The organism is Streptococcus infantis (assembly GCF_018499575.1).
In the GTDB taxonomy this organism is placed as follows: domain Bacteria; phylum Bacillota; class Bacilli; order Lactobacillales; family Streptococcaceae; genus Streptococcus; species Streptococcus infantis_K.
Window position 1 is genome coordinate 657,898 of the sequence record NZ_JAHDAP010000001.1, and the last position, 14,286, is coordinate 672,183.

Genomic DNA, 14,286 nt, shown 5'->3' on the forward strand with positions numbered 1-14,286 from the left:
GGACGTCACTAACTAACTTTGTGAGGCTGTAGGAAAATCCTATGTCTCCTTGACATAAATTTCCAACAGTCTCATCAAAGTGGATTTAGTCAACTGATTTTTGAACCTAAGGTTTCAAAAATCCCCATCAAGCAGTACGGCAGTGCCTATCCCTTTAGCAAGTCTTCGACTTGCCACTAGGTGGCTACGTAGGCTCATTTTGTTAGCCTTTTTTATTCTTGTAACTCTGTTTACTCTTCCTCTTCTGCTAGGAGTTTTGCACGTGTGGTTTCGTCGAGAAGTGGGTAACCGAGTTTCTTACGTTCTGCTACGAAGGTCTTGGCTACAACACGGGCCAAGTTACGGATGCGAGCGATATAACCGGCACGTTCTGTAACAGACACAGCTCCGCGAGCATCAAGCAAGTTAAAGGTATGTGAACATTTCAAAACGTAGTCGTAGGCTGGGTGAACAAGCCCTAACTCCAAAGCACGTCCTGCTTCTTTTTCGAATTTCTCGAAGTTAGAAAGAAGCATATCTTGATCTGAAACTTCAAAGCTGTATTTTGAGTGTTCGTATTCTGGCTGAAGGAAGATTTCTCCGTATTTAACTCCTGGAGCCCACTCAATATCGTAAACAGAATCTACTTCTTGGATATAAGAAGCTAAGCGTTCCAATCCATAAGTCACCTCAGCAGTTACAGGACCAGTTGCCAAGCCACCGACCTGTTGGAAATAAGTAAACTGTGTGATTTCCATACCGTCAAGCCAAACTTCCCAACCAAGACCTGCAGATCCAGTTGATGGGTTTTCCCAGTTATCTTCAACGAAACGAATATCGTGTTCCAAAGGATTGATCCCCAATTTTTCCAATGACTCAAGGTAAAGTTCTTGAATGTTTGATGGTGATGGTTTCATGACCACTTGGAATTGGTGGTGTTGGTAGAGACGGTTTGGGTTTTCCCCATAACGACCGTCTGCTGGACGACGTGATGGCTCTACATAAGCCGCATTCCATGGCTCAGGACCAATAGCACGAAGAAAAGTATACGGACTCATTGTACCTGCACCCTTTTCGTTGTCATAAGCCTGCATAAGCATACAACCCTGGTCATTCCAGTATTGTTGTAAAGTCAAGATAATCTCTTGAAAGGTTAGTTTTTTAGACATTATTTACTCCTTTATTATAAATTATTGCGACATGAGTCTGCCTCGTCGATTATACGAGGCAAGACGAGTTAGTACTGCGTTTAGCTCAGGCACCCTAGTGCTGAGCGTGGTGCAGTCCGACTGTAAGGAGGTCTCTGCCACTGACGCAGTGGAATGTCAATTTTTTAGACATATTTTACTCCTTTATATTTTTTATGCACTCAACTCAGAAAACAAAAAAACCGTGTCTTTGCTCCTAAGTCAAGTGACCTAGGGGCGTCAAAAACGCGGTTCCACCCTAATTTATTACTTCATTATCTTTATTAAAATACCAAAAGCGCCACACTTATCTCTTAACCACCTGACTCCCACTACCACAGGCTCGCTTAGGATCTACTGATAAGATATTCTTTCTTGTCATCTATTATAACAAAAAGGAATTAAAAAGTAAATTTTTTACATAAGGAATCACTACTAAATAATCTCATGATAAAACAACTATTGCTCTTATGCCCCTTCTAGAACAAAAAGAAAAACCGCTACTCCTAAGAATAGCGGTTTAATCATGTTTTTAAGCTACAAATGTAGTCGCTCTATTATTTAAGAGTAACTGAAGCTCCAGCTTCTTCCAATTTAGCTTTGATTTCTTCAGCTTCTGCAGTTGGAACGCCTTCTTTGATGACACCTGGTGCACCATCAACAAGTTCTTTAGCTTCTTTAAGTCCAAGACCAGTGATTTCACGTACAACTTTGATAACGCCAACTTTTTTGTCACCAGCAGCTGTCAATTCAACGTCAAATGAGTCTTTAGCAGCACCAGCGTCAGCAGCACCAGCTGCAGCAACAGCTACAGGAGCAGCTGCAGTTACACCAAATTCTTCTTCGATAGCTTTTACAAGGTCGTTCAATTCAAGGATTGAAGCTTCTTTAATTTCAGCAATAATGTTTTCAATGTTCAATGCCATTGTTATTTCCTCCAAATATGTTTAAATTTAATTTTGTTATCTTTTGTAGCTAGGCTACGCTGCGTAGCTTAAGATTAAGCTGCGTCTTCTTTGTTGTCTGCAACCGCTTTGACTGCAAGAGCAACGTTGCGCACTGGCGCTTGAAGTACAGAAAGGAGCATAGAAAGGAGTCCTTCGCGGTTTGGAAGAGTTGCAAGAGCAACGATTTCTTCTTTAGATGCGACAGCGCCTTCGATTGCACCACCTTTGATTTCAAGTGCGTCAGCGTTTTTAGCAAAGTCGTTCAAGATTTTCGCTGGTGCGATAACATCTTCGTTAGAAAATGCTACTGCAGATGGTCCAACAAAAACAGATGCAAGATCTTCAAGACCAGCTTTTTCAGCTGCACGACGTAAGATTGAGTTTTTAATAACTTTATACTCAACTTCGCTTCCACGAAGCTCACGACGAAGAACTGTATCTTGTTCAACTGTCAAACCACGAGCGTCTACAACGACGATTGATGCAGCAGCTTTCATTTTCTCAGCTACTACGTCAACTAGTTCCGCTTTCTTAGCAATAATTGCTTCACTCATTAGTGTGTTCACCTCCGTAATTATTTTGCTTGGGGAATTTTTCCAAAAGAAAAACGCGCCCAAACCTAGACACGAAAGTACAATACGCTTCTTTTTACATGATACGTTTTGTCCTCGGTAGGATATTTATGAGTCGAGCTCCCCTACTGTCTTAGGCAGTTTTTTCAAACCGTTTATAAGTATACCATATCTGTCATTTCAAAGCAAGTCTTTTTCTCAAAAAATTTTTTTAATTATTTGTCCTTCTTCTGCTGCTTTTTTAATAAAGAAAATACTTAGATTTTTCATTGAATAGAAAGAATTGGAACTAAGTTAGTATAGATTAAGAGTGCATGAAAAGATAACATTAGTAGATAAAACATAAATGGTGTGGAGTGTGTGTTCTGAATAGCTTGGCTATTTTTATGACCGTCTATATAAATAGATAATGACAAAAAAAGCAAGGTGATTCCATAAATAATACTAATATGTAGAAATATTTCCCCAATAACACTAAAAAAGAGAAAACCAAAAATGGGTATACTGAAAACCATTAGTGCTATCGATCCAAAAGTAATTTTAATGAGGGAGATCAGCAAAAAACTATAGGCTGTAAACGTAGTAAATGTCGATACTATTATTCCTGTTTTTTTCTGTTTGGCTAAATAATGAATAACAAAAATCGGATATACAATATCAATCATCTTAACTCTCCATTTACTAAGATACTTTACTATAGTTTAACTATTTTTCTTCAGAAATGCAATTTACTCCTTGACTAGTTTAAAATTTTAGTGTACTATACAACTGTATATACAGATAAAAAGGAGTTATTATGAACACACAAAAGAAAACCCAATTCATGACCGTAACCGCATTACTGACAGCTATCGCTATCCTCATCCCCTTATTCATGCCCTTTAAACTAGTTATTCCTCCAGCTTCTTATACTCTAGGAAGTCACGTAGCCATTTTTATTGCTATGTTTCTCTCACCATGGATGGCTATCTTTGTAATCGTGGGTTCAAGTATCGGCTTCCTTTTGGCGGGTTACCCAATTGTCATCGTCCTTCGAGCTCTCTCACATATCTTCTTTGGAACTCTTGGAGCTTTCTATCTTCAAAAATACCCTCAAACCTTGGATAATCCTAAATCTTCTTTGATTTTTAACTTTGTACTCGGTTTGGTTCACGCTATTGCTGAAGTGTTGGCTTGTATCATCTTTTACGCTAGTACAGGAACAGACCTAAAAAATATGTTCTATGTCTTGTTTGTATTGGTTGGATTTGGTACTATTATCCATAGTATGATAGACTATTACTTAGCCTTAGCTGTTTATAAAGCACTAAAAAAACGCCATTAAGAAAGAGACTATGACAAAAAATAGAAAAGAAGCCCTCTTACAACTTCTAAAGGAATCACAAAAACCTCTAAACGGCCAAAGTTTAGCAGAACATTTTCATGTCACTCGCCAGATTATTGTTCAGGACATTGCTGTTCTTCGTGCAGATGGTGCTCCTATCTTATCAACCAATCGTGGATATATCTATAAGGAAAGTAAATCAAATTCTTATGTACATAAACTTTTTAAAGTTAAACACAAAGAAGAAGATATGGAACAAGAACTCCTTGCCATTGTTGATAATGGTGGACGAGTTCAAAATATCCAGATAGATCATCCTGTTTACGGAGAAATCGAAACCCTCCTCAAACTAAGTTGCCGTAGGGATGTCGAGCATTTTTTAAACCAAGTCAAGACCTCAGACTTTAGACCCTTATCTGAATTAACAGATGGCGTCCATTATCATTTGATTGAAGCAGAAAATAAACAAGACCTTCTCTATATCGAGAAAGCCTTGGACAAGTTAGGGTATTTGGTAAAGGATTAAAAAGTTTTCTTTTCCCATCCGTCTTCTGTACGACGACGGTAGAAAAATTCCGACTTGTCAGGTGCTTCCATCATTTCCATCAAGGGTAACATATCATAGGCCAGATTCAAATTTGGAATCTGGTCTTTTTGTACCCAGTAAACTTCTCCTTCATCTGAGGAACGAAGGGTACCTGAGAACTCAGTCGCCTTATAACAAAAGACAATATAACGCTCTCCTGTATCTAAGGGCCAATTTTTAATGCCGACAAGTTGAGGATTTTGGATTGTCAGACCTGTTTCCTCGTATATTTCACGAATAACTGACTCTGCAAAAGCCTCTCCATCTTCAACATGGCCTCCTGGAAAAGCATAGCCAGACCAGCGATTGCTTTCGGGTGAACGATACTGCATGACCACGCGCTGCTTTTCAAGGTCTTCAATCATACAAATATTGGTAAGAATGGTTAATTGCGCTCGAGACATAGGACTCACTTTCTAATAATAATTTTCTATCTTGTACTTAATTTTAGACTTCATAATCAAAGGATTAATCAAGTCGTGATATTCACGAATATCATCAAGAAAAAAACCCCTATTAATTCTTATCTCTTTGTCTTTACTATTAACTTGATAGTCTATACTGATAGGTATGGATGAGTCTGGAATGAAAGATAGGAAAAAGAATATCATTAACCAGATTAAAAGAGCGAAAAATCCACTGAGAGCTTGAAAAATCAGATGATGCCATTGAAAAATCCTCGTTTTATAAAAGATGGTCCACGGCTGAATAAATAAGGTTAGGCAGAGGCCAAAGAACCAGATATTCCATAAAATTGGTGTAAAAGCTAAACCAAACAATCCTAAGATAAAATGAATCAGTACAAATACCAGGCACGAAAGGTAAATTACCCTAAATACAGTCAGATGTTTCAGCATGATTAACTCCTTTTCTTTTTAACATATTTGGAAATTAAAATAATCAAAGTAGCCACTAAGAAGAAGGTTATATAAGTAAGAATTGGAAACCAGATGTAGCGGTGATCTAGAGATAAGAGAGAAGGTAAAATCCCTTTACTATTTTTCCCACCAATCCCAATAAAGAGATGAACTATTAAACCGATACTATTAAGATAGATAAATAAATCTGCATATCTTTTTATCGTCATTCTTGTCCTAGTCAAGTCTAGGAACCAATAGTCAAAGAATTGATATACCAGGCAAAAAAGATTTATATATATTGGAAAACTATAGTTGATATCTCTGTATGGTGAAGGAATAGGAAGACTTTCAAAAATTAGATTCAAACTTAGTCCTATTGCTAGGATAAGACCGAGGATCAAGAAGAATCCTAAAAATTTATGAGAATCTAGCCAAAGATGAAAACTTTCTTTCATTGAGAGATTCTTTTTTGTATTTGAATTTCTTTTATTCTTTTTCATTTGTGTGGATTTTCCCTATTTTCTTCTTTTCCCTTTTTCTTTTCAATATGCTTGGCAATCAAAATGATCAAAGCAGCCACTAAGAAGAAGGTTATATAAGTAAGAATTGGAAACCAGATGTAGCGGTGATCTAAGGTTAGTAAGGGAGGAATAGACTTTCTATTTCTACCCATTATTCCAAAGAAAGTGTGAAACAACAAACCTACTCCATTTAGGTACAAGAATGGATTTGCAAAATCTTGGACTCTAGTCATTCCATCGAAATTATCTCTAAAAATACCCTGATAAAGTATATTCACTAAGAATATTAGATTCATAATAAGTGGAAAGACATAATTGAAGTTTTGATATGGTTTTGGAACAAAAGTTGTTCCAAGCAACAAATAAAATAACCCGATAGCTGAGAACCAAAATACACTACAATCTAATAGAAAAGCTATTTTTGAATGCTGTAGCAACCACAATTTTACTTTATCTAGCCAGCTCATTTTTCGATTTGGCATATAGAGTTTTTTTGATTTTTTCTCTTTTTTATTATCTTGTTTCATGATAATTTTTTAACTTCTTCTGCTACTTTTTGGAGATGTTCTTCACGCATACTTGCTGTATTCACATCCCGTCCAACTTCACCTAGTACGCACACGCGCTTAGTTTTAATTCCACAGTGATTCAAGACCGCATTTTTCAAAATAGAGATGCCATAGCTATCTGGAATGTTGATAGGACCTGAAAAGATTTTGTACCACCAAGTAGGCGCCATCGAGGTCGCATAAATACAGGCCGTTTTCCCTTTTAATAACTTTTTAAACTGCTTACCTCTGAGATAATTCCAGATAAAGCTGCCCTGATTATTGGCCGAGTAGGCAATCCCCGGTGTAAAGACCCGATCAATCCAACCTTTCAGAAGACTCGGCATACTACTCCACCAGATGGGATAGACAAAGATAAAATGGTCTGACCACTGGATTAATTCTTGGGAACGAAGGATAAAGGGATCTTCATCCATCCGTTTTCGATAGCCGTAGCGAAGGACAGGGTCAAAGTCCTCTTCATTGAGATTGATGATTTCAAGCTCATGATGCATTGTGTCAATATTGTTTACAATGGTTTGAAAAATAGCCTGGCAGTAACTTTCCTTATCAGGATGTCCATTGATAACTAGAATTTTCATAAGTTCTCTCCTTCATCTCTTTGCTTCATTCTATCTCTTTCACTCTTTAAACTCGATTAATTGATAATAGTTCAAATATTGATAGATACGTCTTTAGGAATCTTTATTTGAAGAACACACCATCCGCAATTCCTTAACAGGTTTTCCTAGTTCAAGTATTTGTTCTTGGCCATCAACAGTAAAACCCATTTTTTGATAGAAAGCAATGGCTCGCTTATTATCTTTCAATACCCATAAATAAATTTCAGAAAAATGATCAAGAGTCCTCAAAGCTTCCTTCATTAATTTCTGAGCAATACCTTTTCCATAATAGTCTTTTAAGACATATAAAGCAATAATTTCACCAGCTTGAATAGTCTCATCACGAAAGTTTCCATAGCTGATAAATCCAACGACCTGCTTTCCATCCATAGCAATCAAGGTATTTTCTGGATACTTTTGACTAAAAAAACGACATCTATCTAATGTCATAGTCTCCTGAAATTCTGGAGGCAAAAGATCGTCATAAGCCTCTCTCCACGTTTGCCAGTGAACAAGGGACTTACCTTCTATCTCTTCAGGAGTTTCCATCTGTTTGACAGTGATGACCATTTGCTTCCTCCCATTCTTCTCTCAAAATGCCATATTTAATACTATCAAAATATTTGCCTTGATAATAACGAACTTTTGGAATATGAGCTTCTTTTTTCATTCTTAATTTCTCAGCCAATTTCATCATACCAAAATTTCCTGACCAAGTTGTCAAACCAAGATGCTCCAACTCCAAGTAATCCTGAAATGTCCGATCTATCCACTGTAGCATAGCAGCTTTTCCAATTCCAGAGTTCCAAAATTTGTTATCATAAATACAAATTCCCAATTCCATCCATCTTGTTTGTTTACATACCCAGTAGCGCGAAACAGTCCCAACTAGTTTATCATCAACAAAAATGCCAAGGCGATTTGAGTTGTTTAGAGTAGATTCTGATTTTTGGAGTTTAAATTCTTGAAAATTAGGAAAATGCTGATAATCGTCATAATAGGGAGCATCATACTGCTTCCAAATTGGATTAGATTGTGAATAAGCAATTTCCCACAAAGACACCAAATCTTCTTCAATTAATTTTCTTAAATCGATCATATTTATTCCTCAATCCAACGCCTTGACTTCCAACATCATATCACGTATTTGAGCTGCTAACTCGAAATCAAGCACTTCGACGGCTTCTTGCATTTGTTTTTCTAGTTTCTTGACAAGGTCTTTACGTTCTTGTTTATTGAGGCTATTGATATCGACTTCCTTATCCTCTTCCTTAGCCACAGCTTTTGTGACAGAAATCAGGTCACGGATTTCTTTCTTGATTGTCTGAGGTACAATACCATGTTCTTCATTATAGGCCATCTGGATTTTACGACGGCGAGCCGTTTCATCAATGGCACATTGCATAGACTGCGTCATAGTGTCCGCATACATGATGACATGCCCCTCGCTATTTCGGGCAGCACGACCGATGGTCTGAATGAGTCCACGCTCATTACGAAGGAAACCTTCCTTGTCAGCATCGAGAATAGCAACCAAACTTACCTCTGGAACATCAATCCCTTCACGAAGGAGGTTAATTCCGACCAAGACATCAAAAACACCCAAACGCAGGTCACGGATAATCTCTGTTCGCTCTAAAGTCTTGATATCCGAGTGCATATATTTGACCTTGATTCCCATTTCTTTGAAATAGTCAGTCAAGTCTTCAGCCATTTTCTTGGTCAAGGTTGTAATAAAGGTACGTTCGTTCTTTTCAACACGGGCATTGATTTCACCCAAAAGATCATCAATTTGTCCCATAGTTGGACGGACTTCTACTTCTGGATCCAAAAGACCAGTCGGACGAATGATTTGCTCAATAACGGTATCAGTCTGCTCGTGTTCATAATCACCAGGTGTCGCTGAAACATAGACGATCTGGTGAACATGACTTTCAAACTCTTCACGACGGAGAGGACGATTATCCAAGGCAGATGGCAAACGGAAACCATAATTCACCAACATTTCCTTACGAGAACGGTCACCATTGTACATGCCCTTGATTTGTCCCATGGTCATGTGGCTCTCATCAATCATAATCAAAAAATCATCCGGGAAGAAATCAAGAAGGGTGTACGGTGGCTCTCCTTCGCTCCGTCCATCCATGTGACGGGAATAGTTTTCAACGCCGTTTGTATAGCCCATCTCACGAAGCATCTCGATATCGTACTCTGTACGCTGTTTCAAGCGTTGCGCTTCGAGGAGTTTACCTTCCTTCTCAAAGATAGCTAACTGCTCCTCCAACTCAGCCTCAATCTTAGCAATAGCTACTTCCATGTGGTCATCATTGGTCACAAAGTGAGTGGCTGGGAAAATCGCCAAATGATCCACTTCGCCCAGAACTTGACCAGTTAGAGCTTCGACTTCACGGATACGGTCAATCTCATCCCCGAAAAACTCAACTCGAAAGGCATGCTCATCACGAGAGGCTGGGAAAATCTCCACCACATCTCCACGTACACGAAATCTACCACGTTGGAAGTCAATGTCATTGCGCTCGAACTGAATGTCCACCAAGTCATTAAGCAGTTTATCTCGAGAAATCTCAAGACCCGGACGCAAACTTACCACACTATCAGCATATTCTTTAGGGGAACCCAATCCATAGATACAAGAAACTGATGCCACAATGATAACATCATTCCGCTCCAAGAGAGCTGAAGTTGCTGAGTGACGAAGCTTGTCAATTTCATCATTGACCGAACTATCCTTCTCAATGTAGGTATCGCTAGAAGGGACATAGGCCTCTGGCTGGTAATAATCATAGTAAGATACGAAGTACTCGACTGCATTTTCAGGGAAAAATTCCTTGAACTCCCCATAGAGCTGACCGGCCAGAGTCTTATTGTGGGCAATAACCAAAGTTGGTTTATTGACTTTAGAAATGACCTGACTCATGGTATAGGTTTTCCCTGTACCCGTCGCCCCCATCAGAATCTGAGCCTTCTCGCCACCCTCGATATTATCGACCAACTGCTCAATCGCTTGTGGTTGATCTCCTGAAGGTTGGTATTTTGATACTAGTTTAAATTTATTATCTGTAATTCGATTTATCATAATAGCCTCATACACATTTTCTATCCTTCTATTTTACCATAAAAAGGAAAGAGTTTCTTTTTCTCAACAGACCACCTTACCTTATTCTATGTTATATCTTCTTACATAGAAATATAAAATATTTGCCGGATTTAATTTTTTCTGCTATAATTTGAAAATACCCTGAAAGGAGACATCACATGAAGAAAAAAATCCTAGCATGTTTGCTAATTTTATTTCCTATTTTCTCATTAGGGCTCGTAAAAGCTGATACTGAGAAAACCAAATATGTTATCGCCAGCGACTCATCTTTTGCACCTTTTGTTTTTCAAGACTCAAGTAACCAGTACACTGGTATCGATATGGATCTCATCAAGGCTATTGCCAAAGACCAAGGTTTTGAGATTGAAATTACCAACCCTGGCTTTGACGCAGCTATTAACGCTGTTCAATCTGGACAAGCAGACGGTGTCATTGCAGGAATGTCTGTAACTGATGCCCGTAAAGAAACTTTCGATTTCTCAGATTCTTACTATACAGCAAATACTATCCTCGGTGTTAAAGAATCAAGTACCATTTCTTCTTATGAAGATTTGAACGGTAAGACTGTAGGTGTCAAGAATGGTACAGCTTCACAAAGCTTCCTAACAGAGAACCAAAGCAAATACGGTTACAAAATCAAAACTTTTTCAGATGCTGCATCTATGTATGATAGTTTAAATACTGGTTCAATTGATGCCGTCATGGACGATGAGCCTGTTATTAAATATTCTATCAGCCAAGGACAAAAATTAAAAACACCAATCGAAGGTACACCAATTGGAGAAACTGCCTTTGCTGTCAAAAAAGGAAGCAATCCAGAATTGCTAGAGAAGTTTAACAAGGGACTCGCAAACCTTAAGGCGAATGGAGAATTCCAAAAAATTCTAGATAAATATCTAGCAAGCAATTCTACTACCACAACCTCAACTGCTGATGAAACGACTATTTGGGGCTTGTTGAAAAACAACTACAAACAACTTCTCAGCGGACTTGGTATTACTCTCTCATTAGCACTTCTTTCATTTGTAATTGCGATTTTCATCGGAATTATCTTTGGGATGTTTAGTGTCAGCCCATATAAATCCCTCCGTATGATTTCAGAGATTTTCGTTGACGTTATCCGTGGTATTCCATTGATGATTCTTGCTGCTTTCATTTTCTGGGGGATTCCAAACTTTATCGAATCTCTTACAGGTCAACAAAGTCCAATCAACGACTTTGTCGCTGGTACAATTGCACTTTCCCTAAACTCAGCTGCCTACATCGCTGAAATTGTTCGTGGTGGTATTAAGGCCGTACCTGTTGGACAAATGGAAGCTAGTCGAAGCCTTGGTATCTCTTACAGTAAAACCATGCGTAAGATTGTCTTGCCACAAGCAACCAAGCTCATGCTTCCAAACTTCGTTAACCAATTTGTTATCACTCTTAAAGATACAACGATTGTATCTGCCATCGGTCTGGTCGAACTCTTCCAAACTGGTAAAATCATCATCGCCCGTAACTACCAAAGTTTCAAAATGTATGCAATTCTCGCAGTCTTCTACCTTGTGATTATCACTCTTCTTACTAGACTTGCAAAACGCTTAGAAAAGAGGATTCAATAATGGCTAAGTTAAAAATTGACGTTCATAATTTACATAAACATTATGGTAAAAACAAAGTTCTTAAAGGAATTTCAGCAAAATTCTACGAAGGAGATGTTGTCTGCATTATCGGTCCCTCAGGTTCTGGTAAATCTACTTTCTTGCGTAGCCTAAATCTTCTAGAGGAAGGAACAAAAGGAACTATTACAGTTAACGGCTATGATTTGACGGATAAATCTACCAACGTGGACCATGTTCGTGAAAATATCGGAATGGTGTTTCAACACTTTAATCTCTTCCCACATATGACTGTTTTGGAAAATATCACTTTTGCTCCTGTAGAACATAAGTTAATGACCAAGGCTGAAGCTGAAAAATTGGGTATGGAACTCCTTGAAAAAGTTGGATTGGCTGATAAAGCTAATGCAAATCCTGAAAGCCTCTCCGGTGGTCAAAAACAACGTGTGGCTATCGCTCGCGGTTTAGCAATGAACCCTGATATTATGCTCTTTGACGAACCAACTTCTGCCCTTGACCCTGAGATGGTCGGCGATGTTCTGAACGTTATGAAAGAGTTGGCTGAACAAGGCATGACCATGATTATCGTAACCCACGAAATGGGATTTGCTCGTAAGGTTGCTAATCGAGTTATCTTTACAGCAGACGGTGAATTCCTAGAAGATGGGACACCTGATCAAATATTTGATAACCCACAACATCCTCGTCTAAAAGAATTTTTAGACAAGGTTCTAAACGCCTAGAAAAACTGCAAGGGACACCTTGCAGTTTTTTTGTTACTTGTATTGGAATTTTGGATTTTTTAGAAAATTATGATAAAATAGAGGGTATATAATCGAGGAATTCCTCACACCTAGGATATCTAGGGAAGTAAATAGAAATTAGGTAGCTGGATGTCATCTAAAGTTATTGTTACAATTTTCGGTGCTAGTGGAGATTTGGCTAAACGCAAGCTCTACCCTTCACTTTTTAGACTTTATAAATCAGGTAATTTGTCTGATCATTTTGCTGTTATTGGAACTGCTCGTAGACCTTGGAGTAAGGAATATTTTGAGTCTGTTGTAGTCGAATCCATTTTAGATTTGGCAGATAGCGTAGAAGAGGCTCAAGCATTTGCTAGTCATTTTTACTATCAAAGTCACGACGTTAATGATACCGAACACTATATCGAATTACGCAAGCTTCAAGCTGAGTTAAACGAAAAATATCAAGCTGACCACAACAAACTCTTCTTCCTCTCAATGGCACCACAATTTTTTGGTACCATCGCTAAACACCTCAAGTCAGAGCAAATCGTTGACGGTAAAGGCTTTGAACGTTTGATTGTTGAGAAACCTTTCGGTACAGACTATGCTACTGCAAGCAAACTAAATGAAGAACTCCTAGCAACATTTGACGAAGAACAAATTTTCCGTATCGACCATTATCTTGGTAAGGAAATGATTCAAAGCATCTTTGCTATTCGCTTTGCCAATATGATTTTTGAAAATGTTTGGAATCGTGAGCATATCGATAATGTTCAGATCACCTTTGCAGAACGTCTAGGTGTTGAAGAGCGTGGTGGCTACTATGATGAATCAGGTGCTCTTCGTGACATGGTTCAAAACCATACCCTCCAACTTCTGTCACTCCTTGCTATGGACAAGCCAGCAAGCTTTACAAAGGATGACATTCGTGCGGAGAAAATCAAAGTCTTCAAGAACCTTTATCATCCTTCAGATGAAGAATTGAAAGAACACTTTATCCGTGGTCAATATCGTTCTGGTAAAGTTGATGGTATGAAATACATTTCTTACCGCAGTGAACCAAATGTAAACCCTGAATCTATGACAGAAACCTTTGCTTCAGGTACCTTCTTTGTAGATACTGATCGTTTCCGTGGTGTACCTTTCTTCTTCCGTACAGGTAAACGCCTAACTGAAAAAGGAACACACGTAAACATTGTCTTCAAACAAATGGATTCCATTTTTGGAGAACCCCTAGCACCGAATGTGCTTACCATCTATATCCAACCGACTGAAGGATTCTCTCTCAGCCTTAACGGTAAAAAGGTAGGGGAAGAGTTTAGCCTCGCGCCAAATTCTCTTGACTATCGAACAGATGCGACTGCTACAGGTGCTTCACCAGACCCATATGAAAAACTGATCTATGATGTTTTGAACAATAACTCAACAAACTTTAGCCACTGGGATGAAGTGAGTGCATCATGGAAATTAATTGACCGTATTGAGAAGCTTTGGGCTGAAAACGGTGCTCCCCTTCATGACTACAAGGCTGGTACCATGGGACCTCAAGCTAGCTTTGATTTGCTTGAAAAATACGGAGCTCAATGGACTTGGCAACCAGATATCGCCTATCGTAAGGATGGTCGACTAGAATAATTAAAAACAATCCTGCAAGAATTCTTGCAGGATTTTCTT

Annotated in this window: 17 protein-coding genes and 1 other annotated feature; of the genes, 5 read left to right on the plus strand and 12 right to left on the minus strand. The window is 38.5% G+C overall.

The annotated features are described in order from the left end of the window. Positions 1 to 230: 230 nt before the first annotated feature. The 4 genes from glyQ to KJR31_RS03250 form a co-directional block, all read right to left on the minus strand. Positions 231 to 1,148 (minus strand): glycine--tRNA ligase subunit alpha, encoded by a 918-nt coding sequence (gene glyQ, locus KJR31_RS03235; RefSeq protein WP_214262044.1) that lies wholly within the window; start codon positions 1,146 to 1,148, stop codon positions 231 to 233. A 575-nt stretch (positions 1,149 to 1,723) separates the two neighbouring features. Next, entirely contained in the window at positions 1,724 to 2,092 is a 369-nt protein-coding gene (rplL, locus tag KJR31_RS03240) for a 50S ribosomal protein L7/L12 (protein ID WP_001196964.1), read from the minus strand. A 74-nt stretch (positions 2,093 to 2,166) separates the two neighbouring features. Next, positions 2,167 to 2,667 carry a 50S ribosomal protein L10 gene (rplJ, locus tag KJR31_RS03245; RefSeq protein ID WP_049530475.1) on the minus strand — a complete coding sequence of 167 codons (501 nt, stop codon included), beginning with the start codon at positions 2,665 to 2,667 and terminating at the stop codon, positions 2,167 to 2,169. A 38-nt stretch (positions 2,668 to 2,705) separates the two neighbouring features. Beyond that, positions 2,706 to 2,841, minus strand: a sequence feature (ribosomal protein L10 leader region). Between the two features lie 110 nt (positions 2,842 to 2,951). Continuing rightward, complete coding sequence (locus KJR31_RS03250) at positions 2,952 to 3,350, minus strand: hypothetical protein (RefSeq protein ID WP_214262045.1); 399 nt, start codon at positions 3,348 to 3,350, stop codon at positions 2,952 to 2,954. Positions 3,351 to 3,481: 131 nt separating this feature from the next. Here KJR31_RS03250 and KJR31_RS03255 point away from each other — a divergent pair, with 131 nt between their 5' ends. Both KJR31_RS03255 and KJR31_RS03260 read left to right on the plus strand, forming a co-directional pair. After that, the gene (locus KJR31_RS03255; RefSeq protein ID WP_214262046.1) at positions 3,482 to 4,009 is read left to right on the plus strand and encodes an ECF transporter S component; all 528 of its coding nucleotides are present in this window, start codon (positions 3,482 to 3,484) and stop codon (positions 4,007 to 4,009) included. 10 nt (positions 4,010 to 4,019) lie between these two features. Next, complete coding sequence (locus KJR31_RS03260) at positions 4,020 to 4,535, plus strand: transcription repressor NadR (RefSeq protein WP_214262047.1); 516 nt, start codon at positions 4,020 to 4,022, stop codon at positions 4,533 to 4,535. On the opposite strand, the gene KJR31_RS03265 is transcribed toward KJR31_RS03260, so the two are convergent. From KJR31_RS03265 to uvrB, 8 genes are all read right to left on the minus strand, one after another. Further along, complete coding sequence (locus KJR31_RS03265) at positions 4,532 to 4,999, minus strand: 8-oxo-dGTP diphosphatase (RefSeq protein ID WP_214262048.1); 468 nt, start codon at positions 4,997 to 4,999, stop codon at positions 4,532 to 4,534. The two genes, KJR31_RS03260 and KJR31_RS03265, sit on opposite strands and share 4 nt — an antisense overlap. A 12-nt stretch (positions 5,000 to 5,011) precedes the next feature. After that, positions 5,012 to 5,452, minus strand: coding sequence for a hypothetical protein (locus KJR31_RS03270; protein ID WP_214262049.1), 441 nt, complete (start codon positions 5,450 to 5,452; stop codon positions 5,012 to 5,014). Between the two features lie 2 nt (positions 5,453 to 5,454). Continuing rightward, positions 5,455 to 5,682 (minus strand): hypothetical protein, encoded by a 228-nt coding sequence (locus KJR31_RS03275; RefSeq protein ID WP_214262050.1) that lies wholly within the window; start codon positions 5,680 to 5,682, stop codon positions 5,455 to 5,457. A gap of 269 nt (positions 5,683 to 5,951) precedes the next feature. Continuing rightward, the gene (locus tag KJR31_RS03280; RefSeq protein ID WP_214262051.1) at positions 5,952 to 6,503 is read right to left on the minus strand and encodes a hypothetical protein; all 552 of its coding nucleotides are present in this window, start codon (positions 6,501 to 6,503) and stop codon (positions 5,952 to 5,954) included. After that, positions 6,500 to 7,126, minus strand: coding sequence for an NAD(P)H-dependent oxidoreductase (locus tag KJR31_RS03285; RefSeq protein WP_214262052.1), 627 nt, complete (start codon positions 7,124 to 7,126; stop codon positions 6,500 to 6,502). The genes KJR31_RS03280 and KJR31_RS03285 overlap by 4 nt, the downstream gene beginning before the upstream one ends. A 93-nt stretch (positions 7,127 to 7,219) precedes the next feature. Beyond that, the gene (locus tag KJR31_RS03290; RefSeq protein ID WP_214262053.1) at positions 7,220 to 7,717 is read right to left on the minus strand and encodes a GNAT family N-acetyltransferase; all 498 of its coding nucleotides are present in this window, start codon (positions 7,715 to 7,717) and stop codon (positions 7,220 to 7,222) included. Continuing rightward, positions 7,683 to 8,246: a GNAT family N-acetyltransferase gene (locus tag KJR31_RS03295; RefSeq protein WP_075567382.1), complete on the minus strand. Its 564-nt coding sequence runs from the start codon at positions 8,244 to 8,246 to the stop codon at positions 7,683 to 7,685. Before KJR31_RS03295 ends, KJR31_RS03290 begins: the two co-directional genes overlap by 35 nt. A 9-nt stretch (positions 8,247 to 8,255) precedes the next feature. Further along, on the minus strand, positions 8,256 to 10,244 hold the full coding sequence (gene uvrB / locus KJR31_RS03300; RefSeq protein WP_214262054.1) for an excinuclease ABC subunit UvrB: 1,989 nt from the start codon (positions 10,242 to 10,244) through the stop codon (positions 8,256 to 8,258). 179 nt (positions 10,245 to 10,423) lie between these two features. Between uvrB and KJR31_RS03305 the strand changes: the two genes are divergently transcribed. The 3 genes from KJR31_RS03305 to zwf all read left to right on the plus strand — a co-directional run bounded on the left by KJR31_RS03305 (position 10,424) and on the right by zwf (position 14,247). Then, the gene (locus tag KJR31_RS03305) at positions 10,424 to 11,869 is read left to right on the plus strand and encodes an amino acid ABC transporter substrate-binding protein/permease (RefSeq protein ID WP_214262055.1); all 1,446 of its coding nucleotides are present in this window, start codon (positions 10,424 to 10,426) and stop codon (positions 11,867 to 11,869) included. Beyond that, positions 11,869 to 12,609, plus strand: coding sequence for an amino acid ABC transporter ATP-binding protein (locus tag KJR31_RS03310; protein ID WP_214262056.1), 741 nt, complete (start codon positions 11,869 to 11,871; stop codon positions 12,607 to 12,609). Before KJR31_RS03305 ends, KJR31_RS03310 begins: the two co-directional genes overlap by 1 nt. Positions 12,610 to 12,759: 150 nt before the next feature. Continuing rightward, positions 12,760 to 14,247, plus strand: coding sequence for a glucose-6-phosphate dehydrogenase (gene zwf / locus KJR31_RS03315; protein WP_214262057.1), 1,488 nt, complete (start codon positions 12,760 to 12,762; stop codon positions 14,245 to 14,247). Positions 14,248 to 14,286: the final 39 nt, after the last annotated feature.

Coding starts and splice junctions, on each gene's coding strand:
- KJR31_RS03280 (WP_214262051.1), bottom strand. CDS start 6,503: ATGAAACAAGATAATAAAAAAGAGAAAAAATCAAAAAAACTCTATATG.
- glyQ (WP_214262044.1), bottom strand. CDS start 1,148: ATGTCTAAAAAACTAACCTTTCAAGAGATTATCTTGACTTTACAACAA.
- KJR31_RS03260 (WP_214262047.1), top strand. CDS start 4,020: ATGACAAAAAATAGAAAAGAAGCCCTCTTACAACTTCTAAAGGAATCA.
- KJR31_RS03255 (WP_214262046.1), top strand. CDS start 3,482: ATGAACACACAAAAGAAAACCCAATTCATGACCGTAACCGCATTACTG.
- KJR31_RS03250 (WP_214262045.1), bottom strand. CDS start 3,350: ATGATTGATATTGTATATCCGATTTTTGTTATTCATTATTTAGCCAAA.
- KJR31_RS03305 (WP_214262055.1), top strand. CDS start 10,424: ATGAAGAAAAAAATCCTAGCATGTTTGCTAATTTTATTTCCTATTTTC.
- KJR31_RS03290 (WP_214262053.1), bottom strand. CDS start 7,717: ATGGTCATCACTGTCAAACAGATGGAAACTCCTGAAGAGATAGAAGGT.
- uvrB (WP_214262054.1), bottom strand. CDS start 10,244: ATGATAAATCGAATTACAGATAATAAATTTAAACTAGTATCAAAATAC.
- KJR31_RS03310 (WP_214262056.1), top strand. CDS start 11,869: ATGGCTAAGTTAAAAATTGACGTTCATAATTTACATAAACATTATGGT.
- rplJ (WP_049530475.1), bottom strand. CDS start 2,667: ATGAGTGAAGCAATTATTGCTAAGAAAGCGGAACTAGTTGACGTAGTA.
- KJR31_RS03270 (WP_214262049.1), bottom strand. CDS start 5,452: ATGCTGAAACATCTGACTGTATTTAGGGTAATTTACCTTTCGTGCCTG.
- KJR31_RS03275 (WP_214262050.1), bottom strand. CDS start 5,682: ATGACGATAAAAAGATATGCAGATTTATTTATCTATCTTAATAGTATC.
- KJR31_RS03285 (WP_214262052.1), bottom strand. CDS start 7,126: ATGAAAATTCTAGTTATCAATGGACATCCTGATAAGGAAAGTTACTGC.
- zwf (WP_214262057.1), top strand. CDS start 12,760: ATGTCATCTAAAGTTATTGTTACAATTTTCGGTGCTAGTGGAGATTTG.
- KJR31_RS03295 (WP_075567382.1), bottom strand. CDS start 8,246: ATGATCGATTTAAGAAAATTAATTGAAGAAGATTTGGTGTCTTTGTGG.
- rplL (WP_001196964.1), bottom strand. CDS start 2,092: ATGGCATTGAACATTGAAAACATTATTGCTGAAATTAAAGAAGCTTCA.
- KJR31_RS03265 (WP_214262048.1), bottom strand. CDS start 4,999: ATGTCTCGAGCGCAATTAACCATTCTTACCAATATTTGTATGATTGAA.